General features: G+C 62.5%; 25 protein-coding genes. 9 read left to right on the forward strand and 16 right to left on the reverse strand.

Annotated features, from left to right (window positions below; genetic code table 11):
* Positions 1-76: 76 nt before the first annotated feature.
* The 6 genes from PVZ77_RS11585 to PVZ77_RS11610 are packed head-to-tail and all read left to right on the forward strand — an operon-like array spanning position 77 to position 6883.
* On the forward strand, positions 77-553 hold the full coding sequence (locus tag PVZ77_RS11585; RefSeq protein WP_273806550.1) for a GspH/FimT family pseudopilin: 477 nt from the start codon (positions 77-79) through the stop codon (positions 551-553).
* Positions 550-1041, forward strand: a complete 492-nt coding sequence (pilV, locus tag PVZ77_RS11590; RefSeq protein ID WP_273806551.1) for a type IV pilus modification protein PilV — start codon at positions 550-552, stop codon at positions 1039-1041. Before PVZ77_RS11585 ends, pilV begins: the two co-directional genes overlap by 4 nt.
* The gene (locus PVZ77_RS11595; protein ID WP_273806552.1) at positions 1038-2045 is read left to right on the forward strand and encodes a PilW family protein; all 1008 of its coding nucleotides are present in this window, start codon (positions 1038-1040) and stop codon (positions 2043-2045) included. The genes pilV and PVZ77_RS11595 overlap by 4 nt, the downstream gene beginning before the upstream one ends.
* A complete protein-coding gene (locus PVZ77_RS11600; protein WP_133861305.1) occupies positions 2042-2512 on the forward strand; it encodes a pilus assembly PilX family protein in 471 nt (156 codons plus the stop codon). Before PVZ77_RS11595 ends, PVZ77_RS11600 begins: the two co-directional genes overlap by 4 nt.
* 16 nt (positions 2513-2528) lie before the next feature.
* On the forward strand, positions 2529-6428 hold the full coding sequence (locus tag PVZ77_RS11605) for a pilus assembly protein (protein ID WP_273806553.1): 3900 nt from the start codon (positions 2529-2531) through the stop codon (positions 6426-6428).
* Positions 6425-6883: a type IV pilin protein gene (locus tag PVZ77_RS11610; protein WP_273806554.1), complete on the forward strand. Its 459-nt coding sequence runs from the start codon at positions 6425-6427 to the stop codon at positions 6881-6883. The genes PVZ77_RS11605 and PVZ77_RS11610 overlap by 4 nt, the downstream gene beginning before the upstream one ends.
* A 15-nt stretch (positions 6884-6898) precedes the next feature.
* Here PVZ77_RS11610 and ispH read toward each other — a convergent pair whose 3' ends face one another.
* The 6 genes from ispH to murJ all read right to left on the reverse strand — a co-directional run bounded on the left by ispH (position 6899) and on the right by murJ (position 14214).
* Complete coding sequence (gene ispH / locus PVZ77_RS11615) at positions 6899-7843, reverse strand: 4-hydroxy-3-methylbut-2-enyl diphosphate reductase (RefSeq protein WP_273806555.1); 945 nt, start codon at positions 7841-7843, stop codon at positions 6899-6901.
* A 34-nt stretch (positions 7844-7877) separates the two neighbouring features.
* Positions 7878-8324, reverse strand: coding sequence for an FKBP-type peptidyl-prolyl cis-trans isomerase (gene fkpB, locus PVZ77_RS11620; protein WP_273806556.1), 447 nt, complete (start codon positions 8322-8324; stop codon positions 7878-7880).
* On the reverse strand, positions 8317-8820 hold the full coding sequence (gene lspA / locus PVZ77_RS11625) for a signal peptidase II (protein ID WP_273806557.1): 504 nt from the start codon (positions 8818-8820) through the stop codon (positions 8317-8319). The genes fkpB and lspA overlap by 8 nt, the downstream gene beginning before the upstream one ends.
* Positions 8813-11647 (reverse strand): isoleucine--tRNA ligase, encoded by a 2835-nt coding sequence (gene ileS, locus PVZ77_RS11630; RefSeq protein WP_273806558.1) that lies wholly within the window; start codon positions 11645-11647, stop codon positions 8813-8815. The genes lspA and ileS overlap by 8 nt, the downstream gene beginning before the upstream one ends.
* Before the next feature lies 1 nt (position 11648).
* Positions 11649-12596 carry a bifunctional riboflavin kinase/FAD synthetase gene (ribF, locus tag PVZ77_RS11635; protein ID WP_273806559.1) on the reverse strand — a complete coding sequence of 316 codons (948 nt, stop codon included), beginning with the start codon at positions 12594-12596 and terminating at the stop codon, positions 11649-11651.
* A gap of 79 nt (positions 12597-12675) precedes the next feature.
* On the reverse strand, positions 12676-14214 hold the full coding sequence (gene murJ, locus PVZ77_RS11640) for a murein biosynthesis integral membrane protein MurJ (RefSeq protein ID WP_273806560.1): 1539 nt from the start codon (positions 14212-14214) through the stop codon (positions 12676-12678).
* A gap of 243 nt (positions 14215-14457) precedes the next feature.
* Here murJ and rpsT point away from each other — a divergent pair, with 243 nt between their 5' ends.
* Positions 14458-14736: a 30S ribosomal protein S20 gene (gene rpsT, locus PVZ77_RS11645; protein WP_007160795.1), complete on the forward strand. Its 279-nt coding sequence runs from the start codon at positions 14458-14460 to the stop codon at positions 14734-14736.
* A 95-nt stretch (positions 14737-14831) separates the two neighbouring features.
* Here rpsT and proB read toward each other — a convergent pair whose 3' ends face one another.
* The 4 genes from proB to rplU all read right to left on the reverse strand — a co-directional run bounded on the left by proB (position 14832) and on the right by rplU (position 17881).
* Positions 14832-15950 carry a glutamate 5-kinase gene (proB, locus tag PVZ77_RS11650; RefSeq protein ID WP_273806561.1) on the reverse strand — a complete coding sequence of 373 codons (1119 nt, stop codon included), beginning with the start codon at positions 15948-15950 and terminating at the stop codon, positions 14832-14834.
* A 15-nt stretch (positions 15951-15965) separates the two neighbouring features.
* Positions 15966-17177 carry an Obg family GTPase CgtA gene (cgtA, locus tag PVZ77_RS11655; RefSeq protein WP_133861314.1) on the reverse strand — a complete coding sequence of 404 codons (1212 nt, stop codon included), beginning with the start codon at positions 17175-17177 and terminating at the stop codon, positions 15966-15968.
* A gap of 102 nt (positions 17178-17279) precedes the next feature.
* Positions 17280-17540: a 50S ribosomal protein L27 gene (rpmA, locus tag PVZ77_RS11660; RefSeq protein ID WP_007160792.1), complete on the reverse strand. Its 261-nt coding sequence runs from the start codon at positions 17538-17540 to the stop codon at positions 17280-17282.
* A 26-nt stretch (positions 17541-17566) separates the two neighbouring features.
* Positions 17567-17881 (reverse strand): 50S ribosomal protein L21, encoded by a 315-nt coding sequence (gene rplU, locus PVZ77_RS11665; RefSeq protein ID WP_007160791.1) that lies wholly within the window; start codon positions 17879-17881, stop codon positions 17567-17569.
* A 400-nt stretch (positions 17882-18281) separates the two neighbouring features.
* Between rplU and PVZ77_RS11670 the strand changes: the two genes are divergently transcribed.
* Positions 18282-19256: a polyprenyl synthetase family protein gene (locus tag PVZ77_RS11670; protein WP_273806562.1), complete on the forward strand. Its 975-nt coding sequence runs from the start codon at positions 18282-18284 to the stop codon at positions 19254-19256.
* A 137-nt stretch (positions 19257-19393) separates the two neighbouring features.
* Complete coding sequence (locus tag PVZ77_RS11675) at positions 19394-19648, forward strand: hypothetical protein (RefSeq protein WP_273806563.1); 255 nt, start codon at positions 19394-19396, stop codon at positions 19646-19648.
* A 2-nt stretch (positions 19649-19650) separates the two neighbouring features.
* On the opposite strand, the gene PVZ77_RS11680 is transcribed toward PVZ77_RS11675, so the two are convergent.
* The 6 genes from PVZ77_RS11680 to PVZ77_RS11705 all read right to left on the reverse strand — a co-directional run bounded on the left by PVZ77_RS11680 (position 19651) and on the right by PVZ77_RS11705 (position 23375).
* Positions 19651-20268: an FKBP-type peptidyl-prolyl cis-trans isomerase gene (locus PVZ77_RS11680; protein ID WP_273806564.1), complete on the reverse strand. Its 618-nt coding sequence runs from the start codon at positions 20266-20268 to the stop codon at positions 19651-19653.
* A 41-nt stretch (positions 20269-20309) separates the two neighbouring features.
* On the reverse strand, positions 20310-20468 hold the full coding sequence (locus PVZ77_RS11685) for a DUF2256 domain-containing protein (protein WP_158891806.1): 159 nt from the start codon (positions 20466-20468) through the stop codon (positions 20310-20312).
* Complete coding sequence (locus tag PVZ77_RS11690) at positions 20465-22015, reverse strand: cryptochrome/photolyase family protein (RefSeq protein WP_273806565.1); 1551 nt, start codon at positions 22013-22015, stop codon at positions 20465-20467. The genes PVZ77_RS11685 and PVZ77_RS11690 overlap by 4 nt, the downstream gene beginning before the upstream one ends.
* On the reverse strand, positions 22012-22317 hold the full coding sequence (locus PVZ77_RS11695) for a DUF6482 family protein (protein ID WP_273806566.1): 306 nt from the start codon (positions 22315-22317) through the stop codon (positions 22012-22014). The genes PVZ77_RS11690 and PVZ77_RS11695 overlap by 4 nt, the downstream gene beginning before the upstream one ends.
* A gap of 147 nt (positions 22318-22464) precedes the next feature.
* Positions 22465-22953 (reverse strand): TIGR00645 family protein, encoded by a 489-nt coding sequence (locus tag PVZ77_RS11700; RefSeq protein ID WP_273806567.1) that lies wholly within the window; start codon positions 22951-22953, stop codon positions 22465-22467.
* A gap of 80 nt (positions 22954-23033) precedes the next feature.
* Positions 23034-23375, reverse strand: a complete 342-nt coding sequence (locus PVZ77_RS11705) for a PA4575 family protein (protein WP_007160783.1) — start codon at positions 23373-23375, stop codon at positions 23034-23036.
* Positions 23376-23457 lie beyond the last annotated feature (82 nt).

Consider the following 23457-nt stretch of genomic DNA (forward strand, 5'->3'; position numbering starts at 1 on the left):
ACCGGATATCTGCCGTACGCTGTTCCAGCCGCCCGTCATACCCCATGCTTGGCCTTCCAGCCCGGCGAAACCGACGATGCGTACCGAGTACGGCTTTACCCTGATCGAAACCCTGGTAGCGATCGCCATTCTGGCGATCGTGGTCAGCATTGCTGCGCCGTCGTTTACCCGAACGCTACAGAGCAACAGGGCTGCGGTCATGAGCAATGAATTGCTTGGCGCCATGCAGGTAGCACGCTCCGAGGCCCTTAGACGTCGCGCTGACGTCACGTTATGTCGGCGCAACATCGCGGGTGATGCCTGCGAAAACGGTACCGACTGGACAGCAGGCTGGCTGATGATTCAGGGCGCCAACGTCATTCGGATCTGGGAGCCCACCACCGGCATTACCTTGACTGGTCTTGTCAATGGCGTCACCTATCGCAGCAGCGGTCTCACCACTCTGGCTGCCGCCCAATCATTCAGCATCGAAACACCGAGCTGCCGCCGCACGGTTTCGGTAAGCCTCACCGGGAACGCTTTCGTCAACCAGAACGGCTGCCAGTCGCCATGAATGCAAAGCAGCAAAGGGGCGCAACCCTGATCGAGGTATTGGTTGCCATGGTCATTCTCGCCATAGGTTTACTAGGGCTCGCAGGGCTGCAATCGGTAAGCGTACAAAGCAACCAAGGTGCCTACTACCGCTCACAGGCGACCATCTTGGCCAACGACATGGCCGATCGTATGCGTGCGAATCGTACCGCTGCCTTGGCCGGCAGCTACGCCCTGACCACTTTTCCCGCTCCGTCGACTAGTAACGCTATTACTGGCACTCCGGCCCAGCGCGATACAGGCCAATGGCTCAACAATCTCGCAGCCACGCTTCCACAGGGTACAGGCACCATAGTGACCAGCGGAAAGATAGTGACTCTGACCATCTGCTGGAACGACAGCCGAGCCCGGATCAAGTCCAGTCAATACGTGGCGCCACAGAACGACAGCTGTACATCTACCGCCGAGAATTCGGGCTTCGAAGTCTTCTCCTACAGGACTCGCCTATGAAACACCGGGCGACTCGCCGCCAATCCGGCCTCTCCATAATCGAACTCATGATCGCCTTGCTTCTGGGCCTATTGCTCATGGGCGGCGTCATGCAGGTCTTCCTGTCTTCCCGGCAGACCTATCAGACCAATTCCGCGCTATCCCAGGTACAGGAATCAGGGCGCTTCGCCTTGGACTTTCTGGCCTATGATCTGAAAAATGCCGGCTATCGCGGAGACTGTCTGTTTCCACTCTATGATCCAACCCCCTCAACCTTGACTAAAGACGAGCGCTATGTCCTCGGCACCGGCATCGAAGGCTGGAATGACACGGGAGAAAACTCGATCCCTGGCTGGCTGAACGACGTCTACACCACAAGCCGGCGAGCCGGAACGGACGTTGTTCTGCTCAAGCATGCCGCTGGCGCGACCGGGATAACACTGTCCAATTCGATAGGTGCAAACACCGACAGGCTTGCAACCACAGCAGCAACCGGCCAGACACCTGGTAGCCTGCTGATCATTTCCGACACAGCCGGTTGCCAGCTTTTCATTAATCAGAGCGCAGCCAGCGCAGCCACCCTTACAACGCAGCAGGTAATCAACCGCGCTTATGCGCAAACGGCGTTAATCTCGAATTTCCAAAGTTCGCTCTATTACATAGGTCAGAGTTCCGTTTCAGCCGGTCTTCCTGCTCTACGCCGAGTCCGCTATCTGGCTACAACCGACGCTCAGCCTTTGATTGTCGATGAGGAGTTGGTCAGCGGCATTCAGGACCTGCAGATCCAATATGCCGTAGGTGACAGCAACGGTCAGATAACGGGTGAATACAAAGATGCCCAGCTGATTACCGATTGGCAGGCAGTGATTTCCGCTCAGATCAACTTGATCGCCGTGAGTAGAGATACCCAGGCCGTATCGCCCGATCAGCAACTTACCTTCCGTGGCAATACCGTCACCCTTGCCAATGGCCGCCTGGGGCAGGTGTTCAACCAAACTGTCAGCATTCGGAACCACCTGCCATGAGAAAGTCGGTCGAACGCCAACAGGGCGCGGTATTGATCGTGACGTTGGTAATGCTGCTACTCATGACCTTGATCGCTCTCGCTAGCATGAGGGGCACTACGCTGCAGGAACGCATGGCAGGTAACGCCCGTGACCAAAGCCAGGCGTTTCAGGCATCGGAGATGGCGCAGCGACAGGCCGAAGCCTTCGCCCTCACACGCAGCGTCACCGATTGGCAAAACACTGCCCAAACTGCCAACTGGACAAATGCGGATGCTTTGACAGACCTGCCCAATCAATCCCGCTTCAGGATCAATCCAACACCAGGGGTCAATCCGCTGAGATCCGGCGACGGCCTTCAGGTGATTCCGCTGGATGTCAGTGTGCTGCGCATCGAAACCCAAGGTGCTGGAGCAGCTACCACTGCCGGAGCCGGGTCGGCGTCCACGGCGAATGTCACCATCAACACCATCTTTGTCAGGCGATAGATACTTGGAGAGCGTCATGCCTTATCAGTTGCGATTTCTGACGTGGACTCTGCCTTCGGCGATGGTGCTGCTTCTGCTGAGTACGTCCGGTAACGCCACGGTATCCCAGACTCCGCTGGCCGTAGGAGGAGATATTCCGGGCAGCCTGGCGTTGGTGCCCTCGGTAGAATGGCCGACGGTCCTATCTGTAGCCAACCTTGGCAGCTACAGTTCCGGCAATGTCTATAGCGGATACTTCGATTCGGACAAGTGCTACACCTACGCCTTTGGCGGCTCACTGGACAATAGTTGGTTCAACCCTGTCAGCGCCGCCAATAGCCGCCGCTGCAGCGGTGCCAGGCAATGGAGCGGCAATTTTCTCAACTGGGCCGCTACTCCAACCATCGACCCTTTCCGCAGTGCCCTGACTGGCGGTGCCAGGGTGCGGGACGATGTCGGCCTTACCGTCTTGCAAAAAGCGCGTCACAGCGGACAAAACTCTGCTGGCAACCGTTTGAATAGCGGTCAGGGACTGCTTCCAGCGTCAGAGATTGCTGGCGCTACCCCGTTTGCAACCAACTGGGCTGGCTTCTATGTTCGTCTGGAAGGCCAGGGGTTCGACATGCTGTTCTCTAACTGGAACGATCGAATCGGTGGCGGCGGTTCTGCCGACTATGGCGCAGGCAACAATATGTCGAGCGTCTGGGTGAATCTGGATCCAAACGATAACAACCAATGGAGCGGAAATTTACTCAAGGCTGACTATACGGCGGGCTCGATACTCAACTCAACTCGCTACAGTGTCTATCGAGTAAGAGTTCAGGTTAAAGTATGCGACCCTACCATTGGCCTGGAAGCCAATTGCAAAAGATACTCGGCGAGCAACTACAAGCCAGAAGGCCTTCTGCAACAGTATTCTGACAAGCTGCGCTACTCGGTATTCAGCTATCTGAATGATTCCAGCGCGACACGCGATGGCGGTGTCCTGCGGGCCAACCAAAGCTTCATTGGCCCGCTCAAACCAGATCTCAGCAGTAACTCTGCACGAGCCGAATGGGACCCGCAAACTGGCATCCTGGTGCGCAATCCTTCTGCCAGTGAAGCCTCGTCGACAGGCTATGGAGTAGCGGATAGCGGTGTCATCAACTATCTGAACAAGTTTGGCTCAATGCCTTATGCGCCGAACACCTACCTGAACCTAAAAAGCAATGACCCGGTTAGCGAGCTGTATTATACAGCGCTACGTTACTTCAAGAACCAGGGGAACGTATCTGCCTACAGTACCTTGTCCGGCTCTACGGATACCGACAAATACGCCCAGGCCGACGGCTTTCCCGTAGTGACCAACTGGCAAGACCCCATCACCTATTCCTGTCAGAAGAACGTTATTCTCGGCATCGGCGACACGAACACCTGGAATGACAAGAATCTACCGGGAGGTATCACTTCCTCGGGCGGAGAACCGGCCAAGCCTGCGGAAGTGACCAGCGACACCTCTATAGATGTAGAGGCCTTGACACAGAAAGTCGCCAGTCTCGAAAACATCACCATAAGCACACCTTTCACAGGTCGCGGTAACTCTGCTTACATCGCCGGCCTTGCCTATGATGCTCATACGCGGGATCAGCGAAGCGACAAAGCAGGCAGCCAGACCATCTCCACCTACTGGATGGATGTCCGCGAGAACCAAAGTCTGGCCGGCAGATCGTCGAACCAATACTGGCTCGCTGCTAAATATGGCGGCTTCACAGTCCCTCAAGGCTTTGCCAGTAGCGCAGCCACCGCTGCTAGCATTACCGACGACCTGTGGTGGACTAGCGGTGAGTATCTCTCTTCCAATTACAAGCGCCCTGACAATTTCTACGTTGCTAGCGACGCCCCTAACATGATCAAGGGTCTTCGTGCGGCCTTTGCCAAGATCGTTCAAGAGGTAACTACTTCGACCACCTCGATCAGCACCAACGGCCAGCAACTCGATACCGGCAGCGGCACCTTTCAAACTCAATTCGAAGCCAAGTTCTGGAGTGGCGATCTTCTGGCCAGAACGCTAAGTGCTTCGGGTGTAGCCAGCTCCTCCAGTTGGAGCGCGGGAAACAAGCTTGACACTGTAGAGCCAAGCAGCCGAAAGATTTTTACGAGCAATACCCTAACCGCCCAGAGCAACAACGCCTATTCCTTGGCTGCAGGCCAGGGCGTCAACTTTCTCTGGAGCAGCTTGGATGCAGAGAGCAAGATTGCTCTGCAAGGAACAGCGACGACAGGTACTAACGTAAGCACTACAGAAGGGTCGCGACGTCTCGACTATCTGCGCGGTGATCGGAGCCAGGAGACCGTCAGTAGTAACCCCATGCGCAAACGCAAGAGCCGCCTGGGAGACATTGTAAACTCAGACCCTTTATATATAGGAAAACCAGACTACGGCTATAACCGTCTAGCCGGATCTGTATGGGGAAGTGCGGGTGAAAGCTATCTGACCTACCGTCAAAGCACAGCCTATCAGGCACGCAAGCCGCTGATCGTTGTAGGCGCCAATGACGGCATGCTTCATGGTTTCGACGCCAATCTGGCTGATGGCGGCAATGAACTGTTCGCCTATGTGCCTCGCGCCCTGATGGGTGAACTCTACCGCTTGACCGACCCCAGCTATAGCCATCGCTACTATGTAGACGGCACGCCAACGGGAGGAGACGCCTGGATCAACAATAGCTGGAAGTCCCTCATCGTGGGGACGGCGGGTGCCGGAGGAAACACCGTGTTTGCGCTGGACGCGAGCGACCCGAGTAACATGGCTCCCAGCAACGTACTCTGGGAGTTCTCTTCGCCCGACATGAGGTATCCCATTCAGAAGCCGGCTCTGGTCGCGCTGGAGAATGGCAAGTTCGGTGTGATCGTGACCAGTGGCTTCAGCGACAGCAGTGTCAGCCAGGGCAAGATCTGGATCCTGGATGCCGGCACCGGCAGTGCCCTCAAGACCTTTACTGTCGCTACGACCGGCGGCTTGGGAGAGCCGCTTGCCATCGATACCAATAACGACCGCATCGTAGACCGCCTTTATGCTGGCGATACTGCCGGCAATATCTGGCGCTTCGACCTGAAAGGCGCCAACCCGGCGAACTGGGACGCTCCTGCAGCCCTAAAGAGCGGGGCAAACATTCTGCCCTTGTTCATTGCAAGGACAGCCAATGGCGCCGGCAATCCCACTCAACCTATCACCGCGCCTCTCGAAGCCGCCCTCAACAGCGACGGCAATCCGATCATTCTTTTTGGTACCGGAAGCTACTACCAGATTGGAGACAATGAAGTACCTGCCAACCCGCGCCTGGAAACCTTCTATGGCCTGATCGACAGGGGACAGCAAATCAGCCGGAGCAATCTCGTCGAACAGGCCATTATTGCCCAACAAACCATCGGTAACCGCCGTGCCCGCGCGGTCACCAGTGCCGAGATCGGCGCGGATAAATCAGGCTGGTTCATGGATCTGGCGTGGAAGAGTAGCAACGGCGGGTCTGGAGCGCTAACAAGCGAAAGGGTCATTGCCCGGCCGACGCTGAGAAACGGCGTCTTGGTCTTCACTACCATGACACCCAACAGTGATCCCTGTGGCGGCGGAGGTACAAGCTGGATCATGACGTTGAATGTGCTGAACGGAGGCACTCTCAACTTCAGTTTCTTCGACTACAACGGTGACGGAACCTTTGATCAGCGTGACTATTACAGCTTGGCAAATGGCACCAAAGTCCCTTTCTCTGGAATCTCAGACGATCAAAGCGGCATCATCAAGACGCCCAGCTTCGTTCGCGGTAACGGCAACACGACCGACGGCTCTACAGCAACGGGAAAATTGTGCCATTCGGACGCGAGTGGCAACACGATCTGCCAAGATATCAATGACCCGAATAGCAGTTCGAAACGCATGACCTGGCGCGAAATCAGATGAAGTCAATTACGCAAAATCAGCACTCAAACCACCAAAGAGGCTTCACGCTCATCGAAATGATGATCGTTGTGGCTATAGTTGGCATCCTGGCGGCCATTGCCTATCCGTCTTACACGGAGCACGTACGCAAGGGGAACAGGGCTGACGCTGAGGCTTCGCTCATGGAGTTGGCGCAGCTCATGGAGCGAAACTACACCCGCCTCGGACGCTATACGACGGATGTGGCTGGTACAACGGCACCCACTCTGCCGTTCACTACCACTCCCAAGGATGGCGGGCGGGCCATCTACGATTTGAGCCTGGGTGCAGTTACGGCTACTAGCTATACGCTTCAGGCGACCCCACGTGCAGGCGGCCCCATGGCAGGTGATCGATGCGGAAGTCTGACACTCACCAATACCGGGCTAAAGGGACAAGCAACCGACGCCACCACCGCCGACTGCTGGCGCCGCTAGGGCGCCAGCGACGTCCTAGACCGCCTTTACCCTGAGCTCTCGCGGCAGGGTGAAGGTGATGTGTTCCGGCTCGCCTTCCAGCTCGACTTCGCCGGTGGCGCCCCAGCTCTGCAACTGGTCGATGACGCCGCGCACCAGGACCTCGGGAGCCGAGGCGCCGGCGGTGACGCCGATGCGCTGCACGCCCTCGAACCAGCTCTGCTGCATATCCTCGGCGCCGTCGATGAGGTAGGCCGGGGTGCCCAGGCGTTCGGCGAGTTCGCGCAAACGGTTGGAGTTGGAGCTGCTGGGACTGCCCACTACCAAGACCACGTCGCTTTCCAGCGCCAGGGTCTTTACCGCGTCCTGGCGATTGGTGGTGGCGTAGCAGATGTCGTTCTTGCGCGGGCCGTTGATGTGGGGAAACCTGGCACGCAGGGCGTCGATTACAATGCGGGTGTCGTCCATCGACAGGGTGGTCTGGGAGACGTAGAACAGGGCTTCGGGATTGCGCACCTCGAGCTTTGCCACATCTTCCTCGTCTTCCACCAGGTAGATGGCACCGCCGGCACGGTCGTCGTACTGGCCCATGGTGCCCTCCACTTCCGGATGCCCGGCGTGGCCGATGAGGATGCATTCCTGGCCGTCCCGGCTGTAGCGCGCGACTTCCATGTGCACCTTGGTCACCAGCGGACAGGTGGCGTCGAATACCTTGAGGCCACGCTCGGCGGCCTCGCGGCGCACGGCCTGGGAGACGCCATGGGCGCTGAAGATGAGGATGACGTCGTCCGGCACGTCGGCGACGTCTTCGACGAAGAGGGCGCCCCGGGCGCGCAGGTTGTCGACCACGAACTTGTTGTGCACCACTTCGTGACGCACATAGATGGGCGGACCGAAAACGTCCAGCGCCCGGTCGACGATGTCGATGGCGCGGTCCACGCCGGCGCAGAAGCCGCGGGGATTGGCGAGCTTGATCTGCATAGGCTCCTCTGCCCGCTTCACGGGCGGCGGTAGATCAATGGGAGACGGCAGGCTCGATGGCCAGGATGTCCACGTCGAAGGTCAGCACACGGCCGGCCAGCGGGTGGTTGAAGTCGATGATCACCTGCTCGTCGTCGTAGCTCTTGACCACGCCGGGCATCTCGCCGCCGGCGGCGTCGCTGAAGATGATCAGCAGCCCGTGCGAAAGCTCCATGTCACTGAAGTCGTCCCGGGCCATGGTCTGCAGGTTGCCGTCGTTGGGCTGGCCGAAGCCGCGCTCCGGCGGAATGGTCAGGGTCGTCTTGGTACCGGCTTCCAAGCCGAACAGCGCCTGCTCGAAACCGGGCAGCAGATTGCCGTCGCCGACGGTGAAGGTGGCCGGCGCCTTGTCGAAGGTGCTGTCCACCACGTCGCCGTTCTGCAGCTTGATGGCGAAATGCAGGGTGACCCGGGTATCCGGGCCGATGGTGATCTCAGCCATGGGCTTCCTCGGGCTTCTTCTTGCGGAACATGTCCAGGGCCAGCATCACGGCACCGACGGTGATGGCGCTGTCGGCCAGGTTGAAGGCCGGGTAGTACCACTCCTGGCGCCAGTGCACCAGGATGAAGTCGATGACGTGGCCCAGCACCAGGCGGTCATAGAGATTGCCCAGGGCACCACCAAGGATCAGGGCGAGGGCGATGGCGGTCCAGGTGTCGTTGCGCAGGCGCTTGAGCCAGACTACCAGGACCACGCTCACCACCGCCGCGATGCCGGCAAAGAACCAGCGCTGCCAGCCGGAGTGATCGGCCAGGAAGCTGAAGGCAGCGCCCGGGTTGTAGGCCAGGGTCCAGCTGAGGATGTCCGGAATCACCGGCACCCGCTGGTAGAGCGACAGGTTGGCCTGGAAATAGAGCTTGGTCAGCTGATCCAGCAGGATCACCAGCACACTCAGGGCCAACCAGGGCAAGGCACCGAAACGCGGGGCGTCACGCATGCTCGCGCACCTCGCCTGCGCCGTAGACGTTGGTCACGCAGCGCTCGCAGATCTCCGGGTGCGCGGCATCCTGGCCGACGCTGTGGCTGTGGTGCCAGCAGCGGGCGCACTTGGGTGCCTCGGACTTGCGCACCACCAGCTTGAGCCCGCTCAGTTCGCTGGCCACGGCGCCTTCCGGGGCCTTTTCCAGCGGCTGGACAGCGGCCTGGGACGAGATCAGCACGAATCTGAGTTCGTTGCCCAGGGCCTCCAGTACGGTCTGCAGGGCGCTGTCGGCGTAGAGGGTGATCTCCGCCTGCAGGCTGCCACCCAGGGTCTTGGCGGCGCGCTGGTTCTCCAGCTCCTTGTTGACCGCGGCCTTGACCGCCATCACCTGATCCCAGTAGGCGCGATCCAGGGTCGCACCCTCGGGCAGGGCGAAGAGGCCGTCGTACCAGGTGGTCAGCATCACCGACTCTTCACGCTCGCCCGGCAGGTACTGCCAGATCTCGTCGGCGGTAAAGGACAGGATGGGCGCGATCCAGCGCACCAGGGCCTCGGCGATGAGATACAGCGCAGTCTGGCAGGAACGCCGCGGCAGGCTGTCGGCACCGGTGGTGTACTGGCGGTCCTTGATGATGTCCAGGTAGAAGCCGCCCAGCTCCTGCACGCAGAAGTTGTGCACCTTCTGGTAGACGTTGAGGAAGCGGTACTCGGCGTAGGCCTGCTCGATTTCCTGCTGCAGCAGCAGGGCGCGATCCACGGCCCAGCGATCCAGGTCGATCATGTCCTCGGGGGCGACCCGATTGACTGCCGGATCGAAGCCGGACAGGTTGGAGAGCAGGAAGCGCGCGGTGTTGCGGATGCGGCGATAGGAGTCGGCGCTGCGCTGCAGGATCTGGTCGGAGACCGCCATCTCGCCGGTGTAGTCGGTCGAAGCGACCCAGAGACGCAGGATGTCGGCACCCAGGCTGTCGATGACCTTTTGCGGGGCGACCACGTTGCCCAGCGACTTGGACTGCTTGCGGCCCTGCTCGTCCACGGTGAAACCGTGGGTCAGCAGTTCCTTGTAGGGGGCATGGCCGTCTATGGCGCAACCAGTCAGCAGCGAGGAGTGGAACCAGCCGCGATGCTGGTCGGAACCCTCGAGGTAGAGATCGGCCACCGGACCCTGGTCATGGGCCAGCTCGGCATGGGAGCCACGCAGCACGTGCCAGTGGGTGGTGCCGGAATCGAACCAGACGTCGAGGGTGTCGCGACTCTTGTCGTACTGGCCGGCTTCTTCGCCGAGCAGTTCAGCGGGATCGAGCTTGAACCAGGCTTCGATGCCCTCGCGCTCGACGCGCTGGGCGACGGCTTCCATTAGCTCGACGGTGCGCGGATGCAGCTCGCCGCTTTCCCTGTGGGTGAAGAAGGGAATCGGCACGCCCCAGTTGCGCTGGCGCGAGATGCACCAGTCGGGCCGGCCGGCGATCATGCCGTGCAGCCGCGCCTGGCCCCAGGCCGGGACGAACTGGGTCTGCTCGATGGCCGCCAGGGAGCGCTCGCGCAGGGTGGCGCCCTCGTTGGGCTGCTTGTCCATGCCGACGAACCACTGGGCGGTGGCGCGATAGATCAGCGGGGTCTTGTGGCGCCAGCAGTGCATGTAGCTGTGGTTGATCGCCTCGTGCTTGAGCAGCGCGCCCGCCTCTTGCAGCGCGGCGACGATGGCCGGATTGGCCTTCCAGATGAACTGGCCACCAAACATCGGCAGCGACTCGGCGTAGACGCCATTGCTCTGCACCGGATTGAGGATGTCGTCGTTGCTCAAGCCGTATTGCTTGCAGATGCGGAAGTCGTCCTCGCCATAGGCGGGCGAACAGTGCACCACACCTGTCCCGGCGCCCAGCTCGACGTACTCGGCCAGGTAGATGGGCGACAGCCGCTCGTACAGCGGATGGCGGAAGTTGATCAGTTCCAGGGCGGCACCCGGGGCGGTGGCGATCACCTCGCCCTGCAGGCCGTAGCGCGCCAGGCAGCTTTCCACCAGCTCCTCGGCCAGCAGCAGCAGGCGATCGCCGACGTCCACCAGCGCATAGGTGAATTCGGGATGCACGTTGAGCGCCTGGTTGGCCGGGATGGTCCAGGGGGTGGTGGTCCAGATGACGATGGCGGTGGGCTTGGCCAGCGCGCCGAGGCCGAAGGCGGCCGCCAGCTTGTCGGCATCGGCGACCGGGAAGGCCACGTCGATGGCGTCGGACCTCTTGTCCTGGTATTCCACCTCGGCCTCGGCCAGGGCCGAGCCGCAGTCGAAGCAGAAATTGACCGGCTTGAGGCCCTTGAAGACGAAGCCCTTCTTGACCAGTTCGCCAAGGGCACGGATCTCGCCGGCCTCGTTGGCGAAGTTCATGGTCAGGTAGGGATTGCTCCAGTCACCGAGCACGCCCAGGCGGACGAAGCCGGCCTTCTGCTCTTCGATCTGCTCGCTGGCATAGGCGCGGCAGCGCTCGCGGGTCAGGTCCGCAGGCTGATTCTTGCCGAAGGTGGTTTCCACCTTGTGCTCGATGGGCAGGCCATGGCAGTCCCAGCCCGGCACATAGGGGGCATCGAAGCCGGCCAGGGTCTTGGAACGGGTGATGATGTCCTTGAGGATCTTGTTCAGCGCATGACCGATGTGGATGCTGCCGTTGGCATAGGGCGGACCGTCATGCAGGATGAAGGTCGGACGGCCCTTGCCGATGGCGCGCAGCTTCCCGTACAGGTCGATGTCCTGCCAGCGCTTGAGCGCTTCCGGCTCGCGCTGCGGCAGGCCGGCTTTCATCGGGAATGCCGTTTCCGGCAGGTTGAGCGTCGCTTTGTAATCGGTCATGTCAGTCCAGGCTCGTTGACGGTTGCCCCTGCCAGTAGGCGCGGGCCGTGGCGACGTCCGCTTCGATCGCCGCCTTAAGGGCCTCCAGAGAGGCGAATTTCTGTTCGTCGCGGACCTTCTGCACGAAGGTCACGCTGAGGTGGCGACCATAGAGGTCGCCGGAAAAGTCCAGCAGATGGATTTCCAGGTGCGGGCGGCCATCGCCCTGCACCGTCGGCCGCTGGCCGATGTTGGCCACGCCCGGCACCACCCGCCCATCGATCAGGCTGCTGACCAGATAGACGCCGCGCAGCGGCGGTCGGCGCCGCTTGAGCTGGACATTGGCGGTCGGCCAACCCAGCTGACGTGCCAGCTTCTGGCCGTGCAACACTCGCCCCGAGAGGCTGTAGGGGCGTCCCAGCATGCGCGCGGCCAGGGCCAGATCGCCGTCGGCCAGGGCCTGGCGGATCAGGGTACTGCTTACCCGCAGGCCATCCAGTTCGACGGTGGTGGCGGCTTCCAGGGTGAAGCCATGGCCGCGAGCGGCCAGATTCAGATAGGTGAAATCGCCGGCGCGGTCGCAGCCGAAACGGAAGTCGTCGCCGATCTCCAGATGCTTCACGCCCAGGCCGTCCACCAGCACCTGCTGGACGAAGGCCTCGGCGGACAGCTCGCGCAGCCGCCGATTGAAATTCAGGCAGAGCACGTTGTCGACGCCCAGGCGCGCGAAGCATTCCAGCTTCTCGCGCAGGCGGGTGAGGCGCACCGGCGCGATGTCGGGCAGGAAAAATTCGCGGGGCTGCGGCTCGAAGATCACCACGCAACTGGGTACCCCGAGCTCTGCCGCCCGCTCACGCAGCCGCGCGAGGATGGCCTGGTGCCCCAGGTGAACCCCGTCGAAGTTGCCAATGGTGGCAACGCAGCCCTTGGGAAAGGCGTCGAGATGATGGAGACCGCGAAACAGCTGCATGGATAGGGATTGCTCAGAAATTAATCGATTATATCCGGATGCCCGCCGCGAGGACAGGCGCACACCCGGCCTTGTGCAATCACAGCACCGCGCGCCGATTGAAGTCGCGCACACGGAAGCCGAGCAGGAAGAGACTGGCGAAATAGGCCAGCACCCCCGCCGCGACCAGCCCGCCCAGACGCAGCAGGCGCTGCCCCATCAGCCCTTCGCTCCAGCTGGGCAGCAGTTGCATCAGACCGAACAGGACGGCGGTCATCACCACCACCGCGATCAGCAGCCGGAGCAGGAAGCCCGTCCAGCCGGGCTGGGGGATGAACAGGTTATGGCGGCGCAACTGCCAGAATAAAAGGCCGGCGTTGAGACAGGCCGCCAGGCCTATGGCCAGGGCCAGGCCGACGTGCTGCAGCGGCCCGATCAGGATCAGGTTGAGCACCTGGGTCACCGCCAGGGTGAAGAGGGCGATCTTCACCGGCGTCTTGATGTTCTGCTGGGCATAGAAGCCCGGCGCCAGCACCTTGACCAGGATGATGCCGAGCAGCCCCACGGCATAGGCGACCAGCGCCCGCTGGGTCATCAGGGCGTCATGGGCGTCGAAGCGACCGTACTGGAACAGCGAGACGGTCAGGGGCTCGGACAGCAGCGCCAGGGCCGCGGAACAGGGCAGCACCAGCAGGAAGCACAGGCGCAGACCCCAGTCGAGCAGTCGCGAATACTCCTGGCGATCGGCCTTGGCGTAGGTACGCGACAGCGCCGGTAGCAGGATGGTCCCCAGCGCCACGCCGAGCACCCCCGAAGGCAGCTCCATCAGGCGATCGGCGTAGTACATCCAGGACACCGAGCCGGCCGCCAGGAAGGAGGCGAAGATGGTGTTGATGATCAGCGATATCTGACTGACCGAGACCCCGAGAATCGCCGGGCCCATCTGCCTCATGACCCGCCAGACGCCGGTGTCACGCAGATTCAGCCGCGGCAGCACCAGCATGCCGATGCGCTTGAGGTGGGGCAGCTGATAGAGGAACTGGGCCAGGCCGCCCACCAGGGTCGCCCAGGCCAGCGCCATGATCGGCGGATCGAAATAGGGCGTCAGGAACAGCGCGAAGATGATCATGCTGATGTTGAGCAGGGTCGGCACGAAGGCCGGCACGTTGAATCTGTTCCAGGTATTGAGCACGGCGCCGGCCAGGGAGGCCAGGGAGATCAGCAGGATGTAGGGAAAGGTCACACGCAGCAGGCTGGACGTGAGGGCGAATTTCTCCGGGGTATCGGCAAAGCCCGGCGCGGTGATCCAGATCACCAGGGGCGCGGCCAGCATGCCCAGCACCGTGACCACCGCCAGCACCAGGGTCAGCAGGCCGCTGACATAGGCCAGGAAGGTACGGGTGGCCTCCTCGCCCTGCTGGGCCTTGTATTCGGCCAGGATGGGCACGAAGGCCTGGGAAAAGGCGCCCTCGGCGAAGATGCGGCGCAGGAGATTGGGCAGCTTGAAGGCGACGAAGAAAGCGTCGGTGGCCATGCCGGCGCCAAAGGTGCGGGCGACGATGGTGTCGCGCACGAAACCCAGCACGCGGGACAGCATGGTCATGGAGCTGACGGCGGCCAGGGACTTGAGCAGATTCATGGCTGGAAGAGGACTCGGTGAGCGCAGCGGGACGTGACGAAGGAAGCGCGCGAGCGCAGTCGTGCGATGGGCACAAGCGATCGAGTGTAACGAGGCCCTTCATCGGCGACCAGCCGGATATCCATCCAGACGGCCTTGACAGCCGCCGCCAGGGACGTCAAGATTCGCGACCTTAATTTAGCTCTGTACTTGCTACAGAGTTCGCTCTGTACCCAATACAGTCTTTTTCGAAGGAGCTCCACGGTGGCTAACTCCCCCTCCGCCAAAAAACGCGCCAAACAGGCTGAGAAGCGTCGCAGCCACAATGCGAGCCTGCGCTCCATGGTGCGTACCTACATCAAGAACGTCGTCAAGGCGATCGAAGCCAAGGACCTGGAAAAAGCCAAGTCCGCTTACGTTGCTGCCGTTCCGGTCATCGACCGCATGGCCGACAAGGGCATCATCGACAAGAACAAGGCCGCTCGTCACAAGAGCCGCCTGAACGCTCACATCAAGGCCCTGGCTACCCCCGCCGCTGCCTGATAAGCGTTCGAACAAAAAACCGGCCCAGGCCGGTTTTTTATTGCCTGCGATTTGAGCGCCCAGGGCCTCCGGAGAGGCGCCAGGATCGACGATCGTCAGACCAGGACCAGATTGTCCCTGTGGATCAGTTCGGGCTCGTAGACGTAGCCCAGCTCGACGACGATGGCATCCGAGGGCCGCCCCAGGATGCGCCGCGCCTCGGTCGCACTGTAGTTGACCAGACCGCGCGCCACCTCGCGCCCGTCCGGACCGACGCAGGCGACCATCTCGCCACGCCGGAAGCTGCCTTCCAGCTCCCGCACACCTACCGGCAACAGACTGCGATGACCGCCCACCAGGGCCTGCACCGCACCGGCATCCAGGCGCAGGGTGCCACGCACCTGCAGATGGCCGGCCAGCCACTGCTTGCGCGCCGCCACCAGGCCGCGCTCGGGTGACAGCAGGGTCCCCAGCTGCTCGCCCTGCTGCAGGCGACTGAGCACCTGCTGGATGCGCCCTCCGACGATGACGGTACAGGCACCGGAACGTGCCGCCAGACGGGCAGCGCGCAGCTTGGTCTGCATGCCGCCACGCCCCAGGGCACCGCCGGTACCGCCAGCGACCAGATCCAGGGCCGGATCGTCGGCACGCGCCTCGCTGATAAGGCTGGCGTCGGGGTTGTTGCGTGGATCGGCGTCGAACATGCCATCGCGATCAGTGAGGATGACCAGCAGATCGGCCTCGACCAGGTTGGCCACCAGGGCAGCCAGGGTGTCGTTGTCGCCAAAGCGGATCTCGTCGGTCACGACGGTATCGTTTTCGTTGATAACCGGCACCACGCCCAGGCTCACCAGCGTCCGCAAGGTACTGCGGGCGTTGAGATAGCGCTTGCGATCGGACAGGTCGTCATGGGTCAGCAGGATCTGCGCGGTCTGCACCTGGTGCTCGGCAAAGCTGGATTCCCAGGCCTGCACCAACCCCATCTGCCCCACTGCCGCGGCCGCCTGCAACTCGTTGATGGCGGTCGGGCGCTGCGCCCAGCCGAGCCGACTCATGCCCGCCGCCACCGCGCCCGAGGACACCAGCACCAGCTCGATGCCCGCCCGGTGCAGGGCCACCATCTGCTCGACCCAACCGGCCATGGCCCCACCGTCCAGACAACGACCGTCGTCGGTCAGCAGGGCACTGCCGATCTTCACCACCCAGCGCTGGGCGCCAGACACCTGATCACGCATGGGCAAGCTCCTTTCTTACCGTACGTAGAAGATTTCCGGACCGTCGCCGTCGTCTTCGTCATCGAAGTCGTCATCGGCATCGTCCACCGCCTTGACCCCGGAACGACGCAGGGCACGCTGGTCATCCAGCGCCTGCAGCCGCGCCCGCGCCTCGTCCTCGATTCGCTGATCGAGCTCTTCCAGCGCTTCGGCATAGGCCGGATCCTCGGCGAGGCGCAGGGTGCGCTCGTCGAGATACTGCATGATCGCCTGACAGAGCTGCTCGGTCCCCTCGCGCTCAAGCGCGGAGATGACAAAGACCGGACCCTGCCAGTCCAGGTGCTCGACCACCGCCTTGAGGCGCTCTTCGCGCTCATCATCGAGCAGCTGGTCGGCCTTGTTCAGCACCAGCCAGCGGTCACGCTCGCCGAGCGCCGGGCTGAATTTGGTCAGCTCGTTGATGATGGTCTCGGCCGCCTCGGCCGGATCGCTCTCATCCAGGGGCGCCATGTCGACAAGGTGCAGCAGCAGGCGGGTTCGCGCCAGGTGCTTGAGGAAGCGGATCCCCAGACCGGCGCCTTCGGAGGCACCCTCGATCAGCCCTGGGATGTCGGCGACCACGAAGCTCTTGAAGCGCCCCACGCTGACCACACCCAGGTTCGGCACCAGGGTGGTGAAGGGATAGTCCGCCACCTTGGGCTTGGCGGCCGACACCGCACGGATGAAGGTGCTCTTGCCGGCATTGGGCAGACCCAGCAGACCGATGTCCGCCAGCACCTTGAGCTCCAGCTTGAGATCACGCTCTTCGCCGGGCTTGCCAGGCGTGGTTTGCCGCGGCGCACGGTTGGTGCTGGATTTGAAACGGGTATTGCCAAGGCCGTGCCAGCCGCCCTGGACCACACGGATGCGCTGACCGGGCTGGGTCAGGTCACCGATGATCTCCTGGGTCGCCGCATCGATCACCGTGGTGCCCACGGGGACCGGCAGCACCAGGTCTTCACCCTTGGCGCCGGTGCACTCGGTGCTCCCGCCCTTTTCACCGTTCTGCGCGGTGAAACGTCGGGTGTAACGGTAATCGACCAGGGTGTTCAGGTTGATGTCGGCTTCGAGCCAGATCGACCCGCCATCGCCGCCGTCACCGCCATTGGGGCCACCCTTCTCGATGAATTTCTCCCGGCGGAAACTCATCATGCCGTTGCCGCCGTCACCCGCTTTTACGTGTATGGATACTTCATCGACGAATTTCATCTGGACCTCCCGCGCTCGCGGGCCGCTGCAAACAAGGAAATAGCTTAACTACAAACAAAAAAGCCCCGTCGGGTAGACAGGGCTTTTCTTTCGTCACAGGCCTTAGGCGGCGGCGACGATGCTCACGTAACGACGGCCAAAGGCGCCCTTCACGTCGAACTTGATCACGCCGTCCACTTTCGCGAACAGGGTGTGATCCTTGCCGAGGCCCACGCCATAACCGGCATGGTACTGGGTACCGCGCTGACGCACGATGATGTTACCGGCCTTGACGACCTGGCCGCCGTACAGCTTCACGCCAAGGCGTTTGCTTTCGGAATCGCGACCGTTACGAGTAGAACCACCCGCTTTTTTGTGTGCCATGAGTCAATTCTCCGTTAGAGGCGAGATCAGGCCTGGATGCCAGTGATCTTGATTTCAGTGAACCACTGACGGTGGCCCTGACGCTTCATGTGATGCTTACGACGACGGAATTTGATGATGGTGACCTTGTCGTGACGGCCCTGGGCGGTCACTTCGGCGGTCACTTTGGCACCATCAACGACCGGCAGACCGATCTTGACGTCGTCACCGTTGCCAACCAGCAGAACCTGGTCGAAGGTGACGGTTTCACCGGTGGCGATGTCGAGCTTCTCGACCTTCAGGTATTCGCCTTCGGCGACCTTGTATTGCTTGCCACCGGTAACGATAACTGCGTAGGACATGGTAAATCTCCGTTAAACCTGCTCACCCGGTGCTTTATAGGAGGTATCGTCGACCGGCATGGCTGCACGGGACCGGAAGGACCGCCGCGCAATTGCGTAAGACAGGGGGTCAACCCTAGGAATGTTCAGGGCCCGCGATTCTACGCAAGCCCGGACCAGGAGGCAAGAGCCGTCCGCCCGCGCCTTGACAGCCCCCCACCCCACCCCTAGCATGCCGCGCAACCTCGTTCAGCGGCCATGCCGGGCCGGTGCCCAGCCGAATCGGCTGGAGCGGCGAGCCGCGGGAGCGCAATGGCAATCCCTGGGCATGGCACTCGTGCCGGTCCCTAGGGCATAGTCTGGCGGTCATGCGCCATCCGGCCGCCTGAATATTGCCCGGACCTCCAGTGGACACCTCTCAATGACGCAGCAATCCCAGTCCTTCTATCGCGTGGTGACGGACGATTTCGCCGCCGTAGACGGCATCATCCGCCAGCAGCTGACCTCGCGCGTGCCGCTGGTCGAGAAGATTGGCGACTACATCGTCTCCGCGGGCGGCAAACGCCTGCGTCCGCTGCTGGTACTGCTGGCCGGCAAGGCGCTCGGGCGCGCCGACCACGATCTGCAGCTGCTGGCGGCGACCATCGAATTCCTGCACACCTCCACCCTGCTGCACGACGACGTCGTCGATGCCTCGGGGATGCGCCGTGGCCGTTCCACCGCCAACGCCCTCTGGGGCAATGCCCCCAGCGTGCTGGTCGGCGACTTCCTCTATGCCCGCTCCTTCGAGATGATGGTGGCGCTGGGCTCCATGGAGGTGATGCGCATCATCTCCCAGGCCACTCGCGTCATCGCCGAGGGCGAGGTGCTGCAGCTGTCGAAGATCCGCGACGCCAGCACCACCGAGGAGATCTACATGGAGGTCATTCGCGGCAAGACCGCCATGCTCTTCGAGGCCTCCACCCACAGCGCGGCGATCCTGGCCGGCGCCAGCGCCGCACAGGCCGACGCCCTGCGCCGCTATGGCGATCATCTGGGCGTGGCCTTCCAGCTGGTCGACGACCTGCTCGACTACCAGGGCGACGCCGTGGCCCTGGGCAAGAACGTCGGTGACGACCTGGCCGAAGGCAAACCGACCCTGCCGCTGATCGTGACCATGCGCGAAGGCACTGCCGAACAGGCCGCACTGGTACGCCAGGCGATCCGCCAGGGCGGCAGCCAGGATCTGGAAGGCGTGCGCGCCGCCGTCGAAGCCGCCGGCGCCCTGGACTATACCGCGCGCAAGGCGCAGGAATTTGCCGAGCGGGCCATCGCCTGCCTGGATGCCCTGCCCGCCAGCGAATATCGCGACGCGCTCGCCGACCTGGGTCGCTTCTCGGTGGCCCGTACCCACTGAGGCCTGCCGCCGACTGACCAAGCCCGCCGTCGCCAGACTGCGGGCTTTTTCATGTCCTACTAAAAAAGTCAGGTAATCGGCTTGCTATTTATTGAATAAGAATTATTCTCATAAATAGCACAGCAGGAGCTCTTGCCATGACTTATCTGATCGACGCCTGGCTGGACCGGCCGCATCCCTATCTGCGCATCCTCAACCGGGAAACCGGCAAGGTCTGCGCGGAACTGGACGAGACGGCCCTGGAAGAACTCAAGGACCTGGGCGAGCTGGATCTGCACAGCCTCACCTCCAGCGAACCGCGGCTGGTGAAGGAGCAGATCCGCCAGGTCTTCCTGTTCAGCTACGCCCTGGCGCTACGCCCGGACAACGAGGCGCTGCGGCTGGACTGCTAGCGTTAAAGGACGTCGAGCAGCTCGACGTCGAACACCAGCACGCTGTGCGGCGGGATGCCGCCGACGCCCTGGGCGCCATAGGCCAGTTCGCTGGGCACATGCAGGCGCCACTTGCTGCCGGCAGGCATCAGTTGCAGGGCTTCGGTCCAGCCGGCGATCACGCCGCCCACCGGAAACTCGGCCGGCTGGCCGCGCTGGTAGGAGCTGTCGAACACGCTGCCGTCGATGAGGGTGCCGTGGTAGTGGGTACGTACCTGGTCTTCGCGAGTCGGCGTAGCGCCTTCACCCTGGGTGAGCACCTCGTATTGCAGACCGGACGGCAGCACCACGACGCCAGGACGCTCGGCATTGGCCTTCAGGTAGTCGACGCCTTCCTGGGCGGCAGCGGCGGCCTTGATCTGGGCTTCCGCCTGCATGCGCTCGCGGATGACCCGGAAGCTGGCGTTCAGCGACTCGACGTCCACCCGGGAATCCTGGCCATCGAAGGCCTCGTTGAGACCGGCGAGCACGGCCGCCAGCTGCATGCCGGGGACCGGATTCTGGCGCAGCTGATCGCCCAGCTGGCGGCCGATGCCATAGCTGACGCGGGCTTCGTCGGTGTCGAGCAGGATGTCGTTCATAGCAGCCTTTCCATCGTCAAAAAGGAGCCGAGCCTAGCACATCAGGGACTCGACTCGCCGCCGCCCAGGCTGCCACGCTGGCGGCGACAGCGCTCGGAGCAGTAGCGCACCTCGTCCCAGTTGCGCTCCCACTTCTTGCGCCAGGTGAAGGGCCGCTGGCAGACCGGACAGAGCTTGGTGGGCAGATCGGCCTTCTTCATAGGGATTCTCCTGCGTCGAGACGCGCCAGCAGTGCCTCGCCCCGCTGCCACAGCGCCTGTTGCCGCTCGGGAGTCTGACGATCGAGATTGCGATAGAGATTGAGCATGCGCGGATAGTGGGCGAAGCGCCCGCGATGGCGGATCAGGAAATGCCAGTAGAGGGCATTGAAGGGGCAGGCCCGCTCGCCCAGGGCCTCGCCGACCTGATAGTGGCAGCCCTTGCAGTAGTCGGACTGGCGACGGATGTACTGGCCGCTGGCGCAATAGGGCTTGCTCGCCAGGTAGCCACCGTCCGCGTGCATCACCATGGCCTGGGTGTTGGGCAGCTCGACCCACTCGAAGGCATCCAGGTAGACCGCCAGGTACCACTCGCCGATGGCCTGGGGCGCGATGCCGGCCAGCAGGGCGAAGTTGCCGGTCACCATCAGCCGCTGGATATGGTGAGCGTAACCCAGCGTCAGGGTCTGGCCGATGGCTTCGCGCAGGCAGGCCATGCTGGTCGTCCCGGTCCAGTAGAACTCCGGTAGCGCCCGGGTATTGCCCAGCGCATTGAGCTCCCGATATTCGGGCATGCGCAGCCAGTAGACGCCACGGACGTACTCCCGCCAACCGATCAGCTGACGCAGAAAACCCTCGGCGCTGTTGAGCGGCACCCTGCCCTCGCGATAGGCGGCGTCCACGTCGGCGCAGAGCTGACGCAGATCCAGCAGCCCGATATTGAGCGCCGCGCTGATCCGGGCGTGATGCAGATAGGGCTCGCCACTGGCCATGGCGTCCTGGTAGCTGCCGAAGTCGCGCAGGCCAGACGCCAGGAAGTGCTGCCAGAGGCGCTCGGCTTCGGTACGGGTCACCGGATAGTCGAAACCTTCCAAACGACCATAGTGGTGGGCGAAGCGCTGCCCGACCAGGTCGAGCACCTCCCGGGTACAGGCATCGGGCAGGCAGCTGAAGGGCTCGGGGACAGGATGGCCCCTGGGCAGGGCCTGGCGATTGTCCCTGTCCAGATTCCAGACCCCGCCACAGGGTTCGTCCTCCCCTTCCATCAACCAGCCGTGTCGCCTGCGCATGCCGCGGTAGAAGGCCTCCATCCGCAACTGGGTGCGCGCGCCGGCCCAGCGGGAGAAGGCGGCGCGGCTGCAGAGGAATCGGTCATCGCCGTACCACTGCACAGGCACCGCCAGAGCGAGCCCCCGCAATGCCTGCTCCAGACGCCATTCGCCGGTTTCGGTCAGATGCACCTCGCGTGCGCCCGTCCTTTTCGCCCAGAAGGCGATCTCGGTCGGCAGCGAGCCCTGGTTGTCCGGGTCATCCAGGGTGCGGTAATGGACCTGGAAGCCACGCGCGAGAATATCGATGGCGAAGTGGCGCATGGCGCTGAAGATCAGGGCGATCTTGCGCGGGTGATGCGGGACGTAGCTGGCTTCTTCCTGGACCTCGGCGAGCAGCAGCACGTCCTGGGCGGGATCGGCATCGCGCAGGGAGGCCAGCCGGGGCGACAGCTGATCGCCAAGGACCGGAAGCAGGCGCCGGACGGCGCCGTCGCTCAAGAGGCGTTCCGGTAGTTCAGCGGGATCTTCAGGGGTTCCGAGGAGCGTGGCGCCATGCCGACCATCTCGTCATAGGCGCTGTGCTGGATGAGAAAGCACGGCAATGCCGGCAGGTCGGCCAATAGACGCCGGGCCTGGGCAGCGGAGCCCAGGCGGTAGAAGTGGCCATCCCGCCCGGTCAGCCGCGTGCGACCGCTCCGAGTGAGCACCTCCAGCACATAGAAACCGCCCTCGATGGACAGCAGATTGAGTTCACGGACCTCGCCGGCCTGGGCGCGCTGGGTCAATTCCGGCAATTGCATGGAAACCTCCGGGTCGAGATCGACGCCAGGGATGGTATCGATCGGCAGCTGTGAGCATTCGACAACCTAGGACAAGCAAGCGCAGCGGCGCAATCCACAAAGCGTAAACGAAAGCTGCCGGCGGCGGACGAATGGCCGCCCGACCCGTCAGTGCTTGGTCAGCCGATCCAGATAGCCCATGGCGAAGGCCGAGACCACGAACACCAGATGGATGATCACGTACCACTTGAGGTATTCGGGATTGGTGTTCTGGGCATCCATGAAGATGCGCAGCAGGTGGATCGAGGAGATGGCGACGATGGAGGCAGCCACCTTGTTCTTCAGCGAGCCCGAATCCATCTTGCCCAGCCAGGCGAGCTTTTCCGAGCCTTCGTCGATGTCCAGCTGGGAGACGAAGTTCTCGTAGCCGGAGATCATCACCATGACCAGCAGGCCACCCACCAGCGCCATGTCGATAAGCGACAGGACCAGCAGGATCAGTTCGGCTTCGGTGGATTGGAAGATGTGCGGCAGGACGTGGAAGACTTCCTGAAAGAACTTGAGCGCCAGCAGGACCAATGCCAGGGACAACCCCAGGTAGATGGGGGCCAGCAGCCAGCGGGAGGCGTAAAGGGCTTTTTCGATCAGACGTTCCATGCAGACTCGCTCGGATTACCAGGGCCGGGCGAGTATACCGGGGCAGTGCAGGCGGACCAATGCGGCAGGTTGTACCTGACTCAGGCGTCGGGGCCGACCTGGAAGCGCACCTGCTGGTGGGCACGCTCGCCGTTCATCTTGCGCAGTTCGCTCTGCATGTGCAGGCGCCAGATCTGGGTCTCTTCGACCTGGATATAGCCCTGTTCCACCAGGTTCTCGGCGATGGCAGTCATGACGCCTTCGGCCGCCTTGGGACCGTGGAAAGGCCCCTGGGCCTTGATCGCGGTGGGCTGTTGGCCATTCAGGCCGGCGGCGCACAACAGGGTCCAGAGGCCCTGTTCCTGACCGAGCGGCTTGATTTCGCATTCGATACGGGTGACGAGGCCCAGGCAGGGACGGATCAGGGTAATGGTGCGGGACATGGCGTCATCCTCTCGAAGCGCTCAATGCTCGCCGGTCCTAGGCCAGAGGTATCCACAAAGGCTGTGGACAACCCTGTTGGTC

Source organism: Pseudomonas sp. SHLD1 (genome assembly GCF_028640935.1).
GTDB classification, from domain to species: domain Bacteria; phylum Pseudomonadota; class Gammaproteobacteria; order Pseudomonadales; family Pseudomonadaceae; genus Chryseomonas; species Chryseomonas aestiva.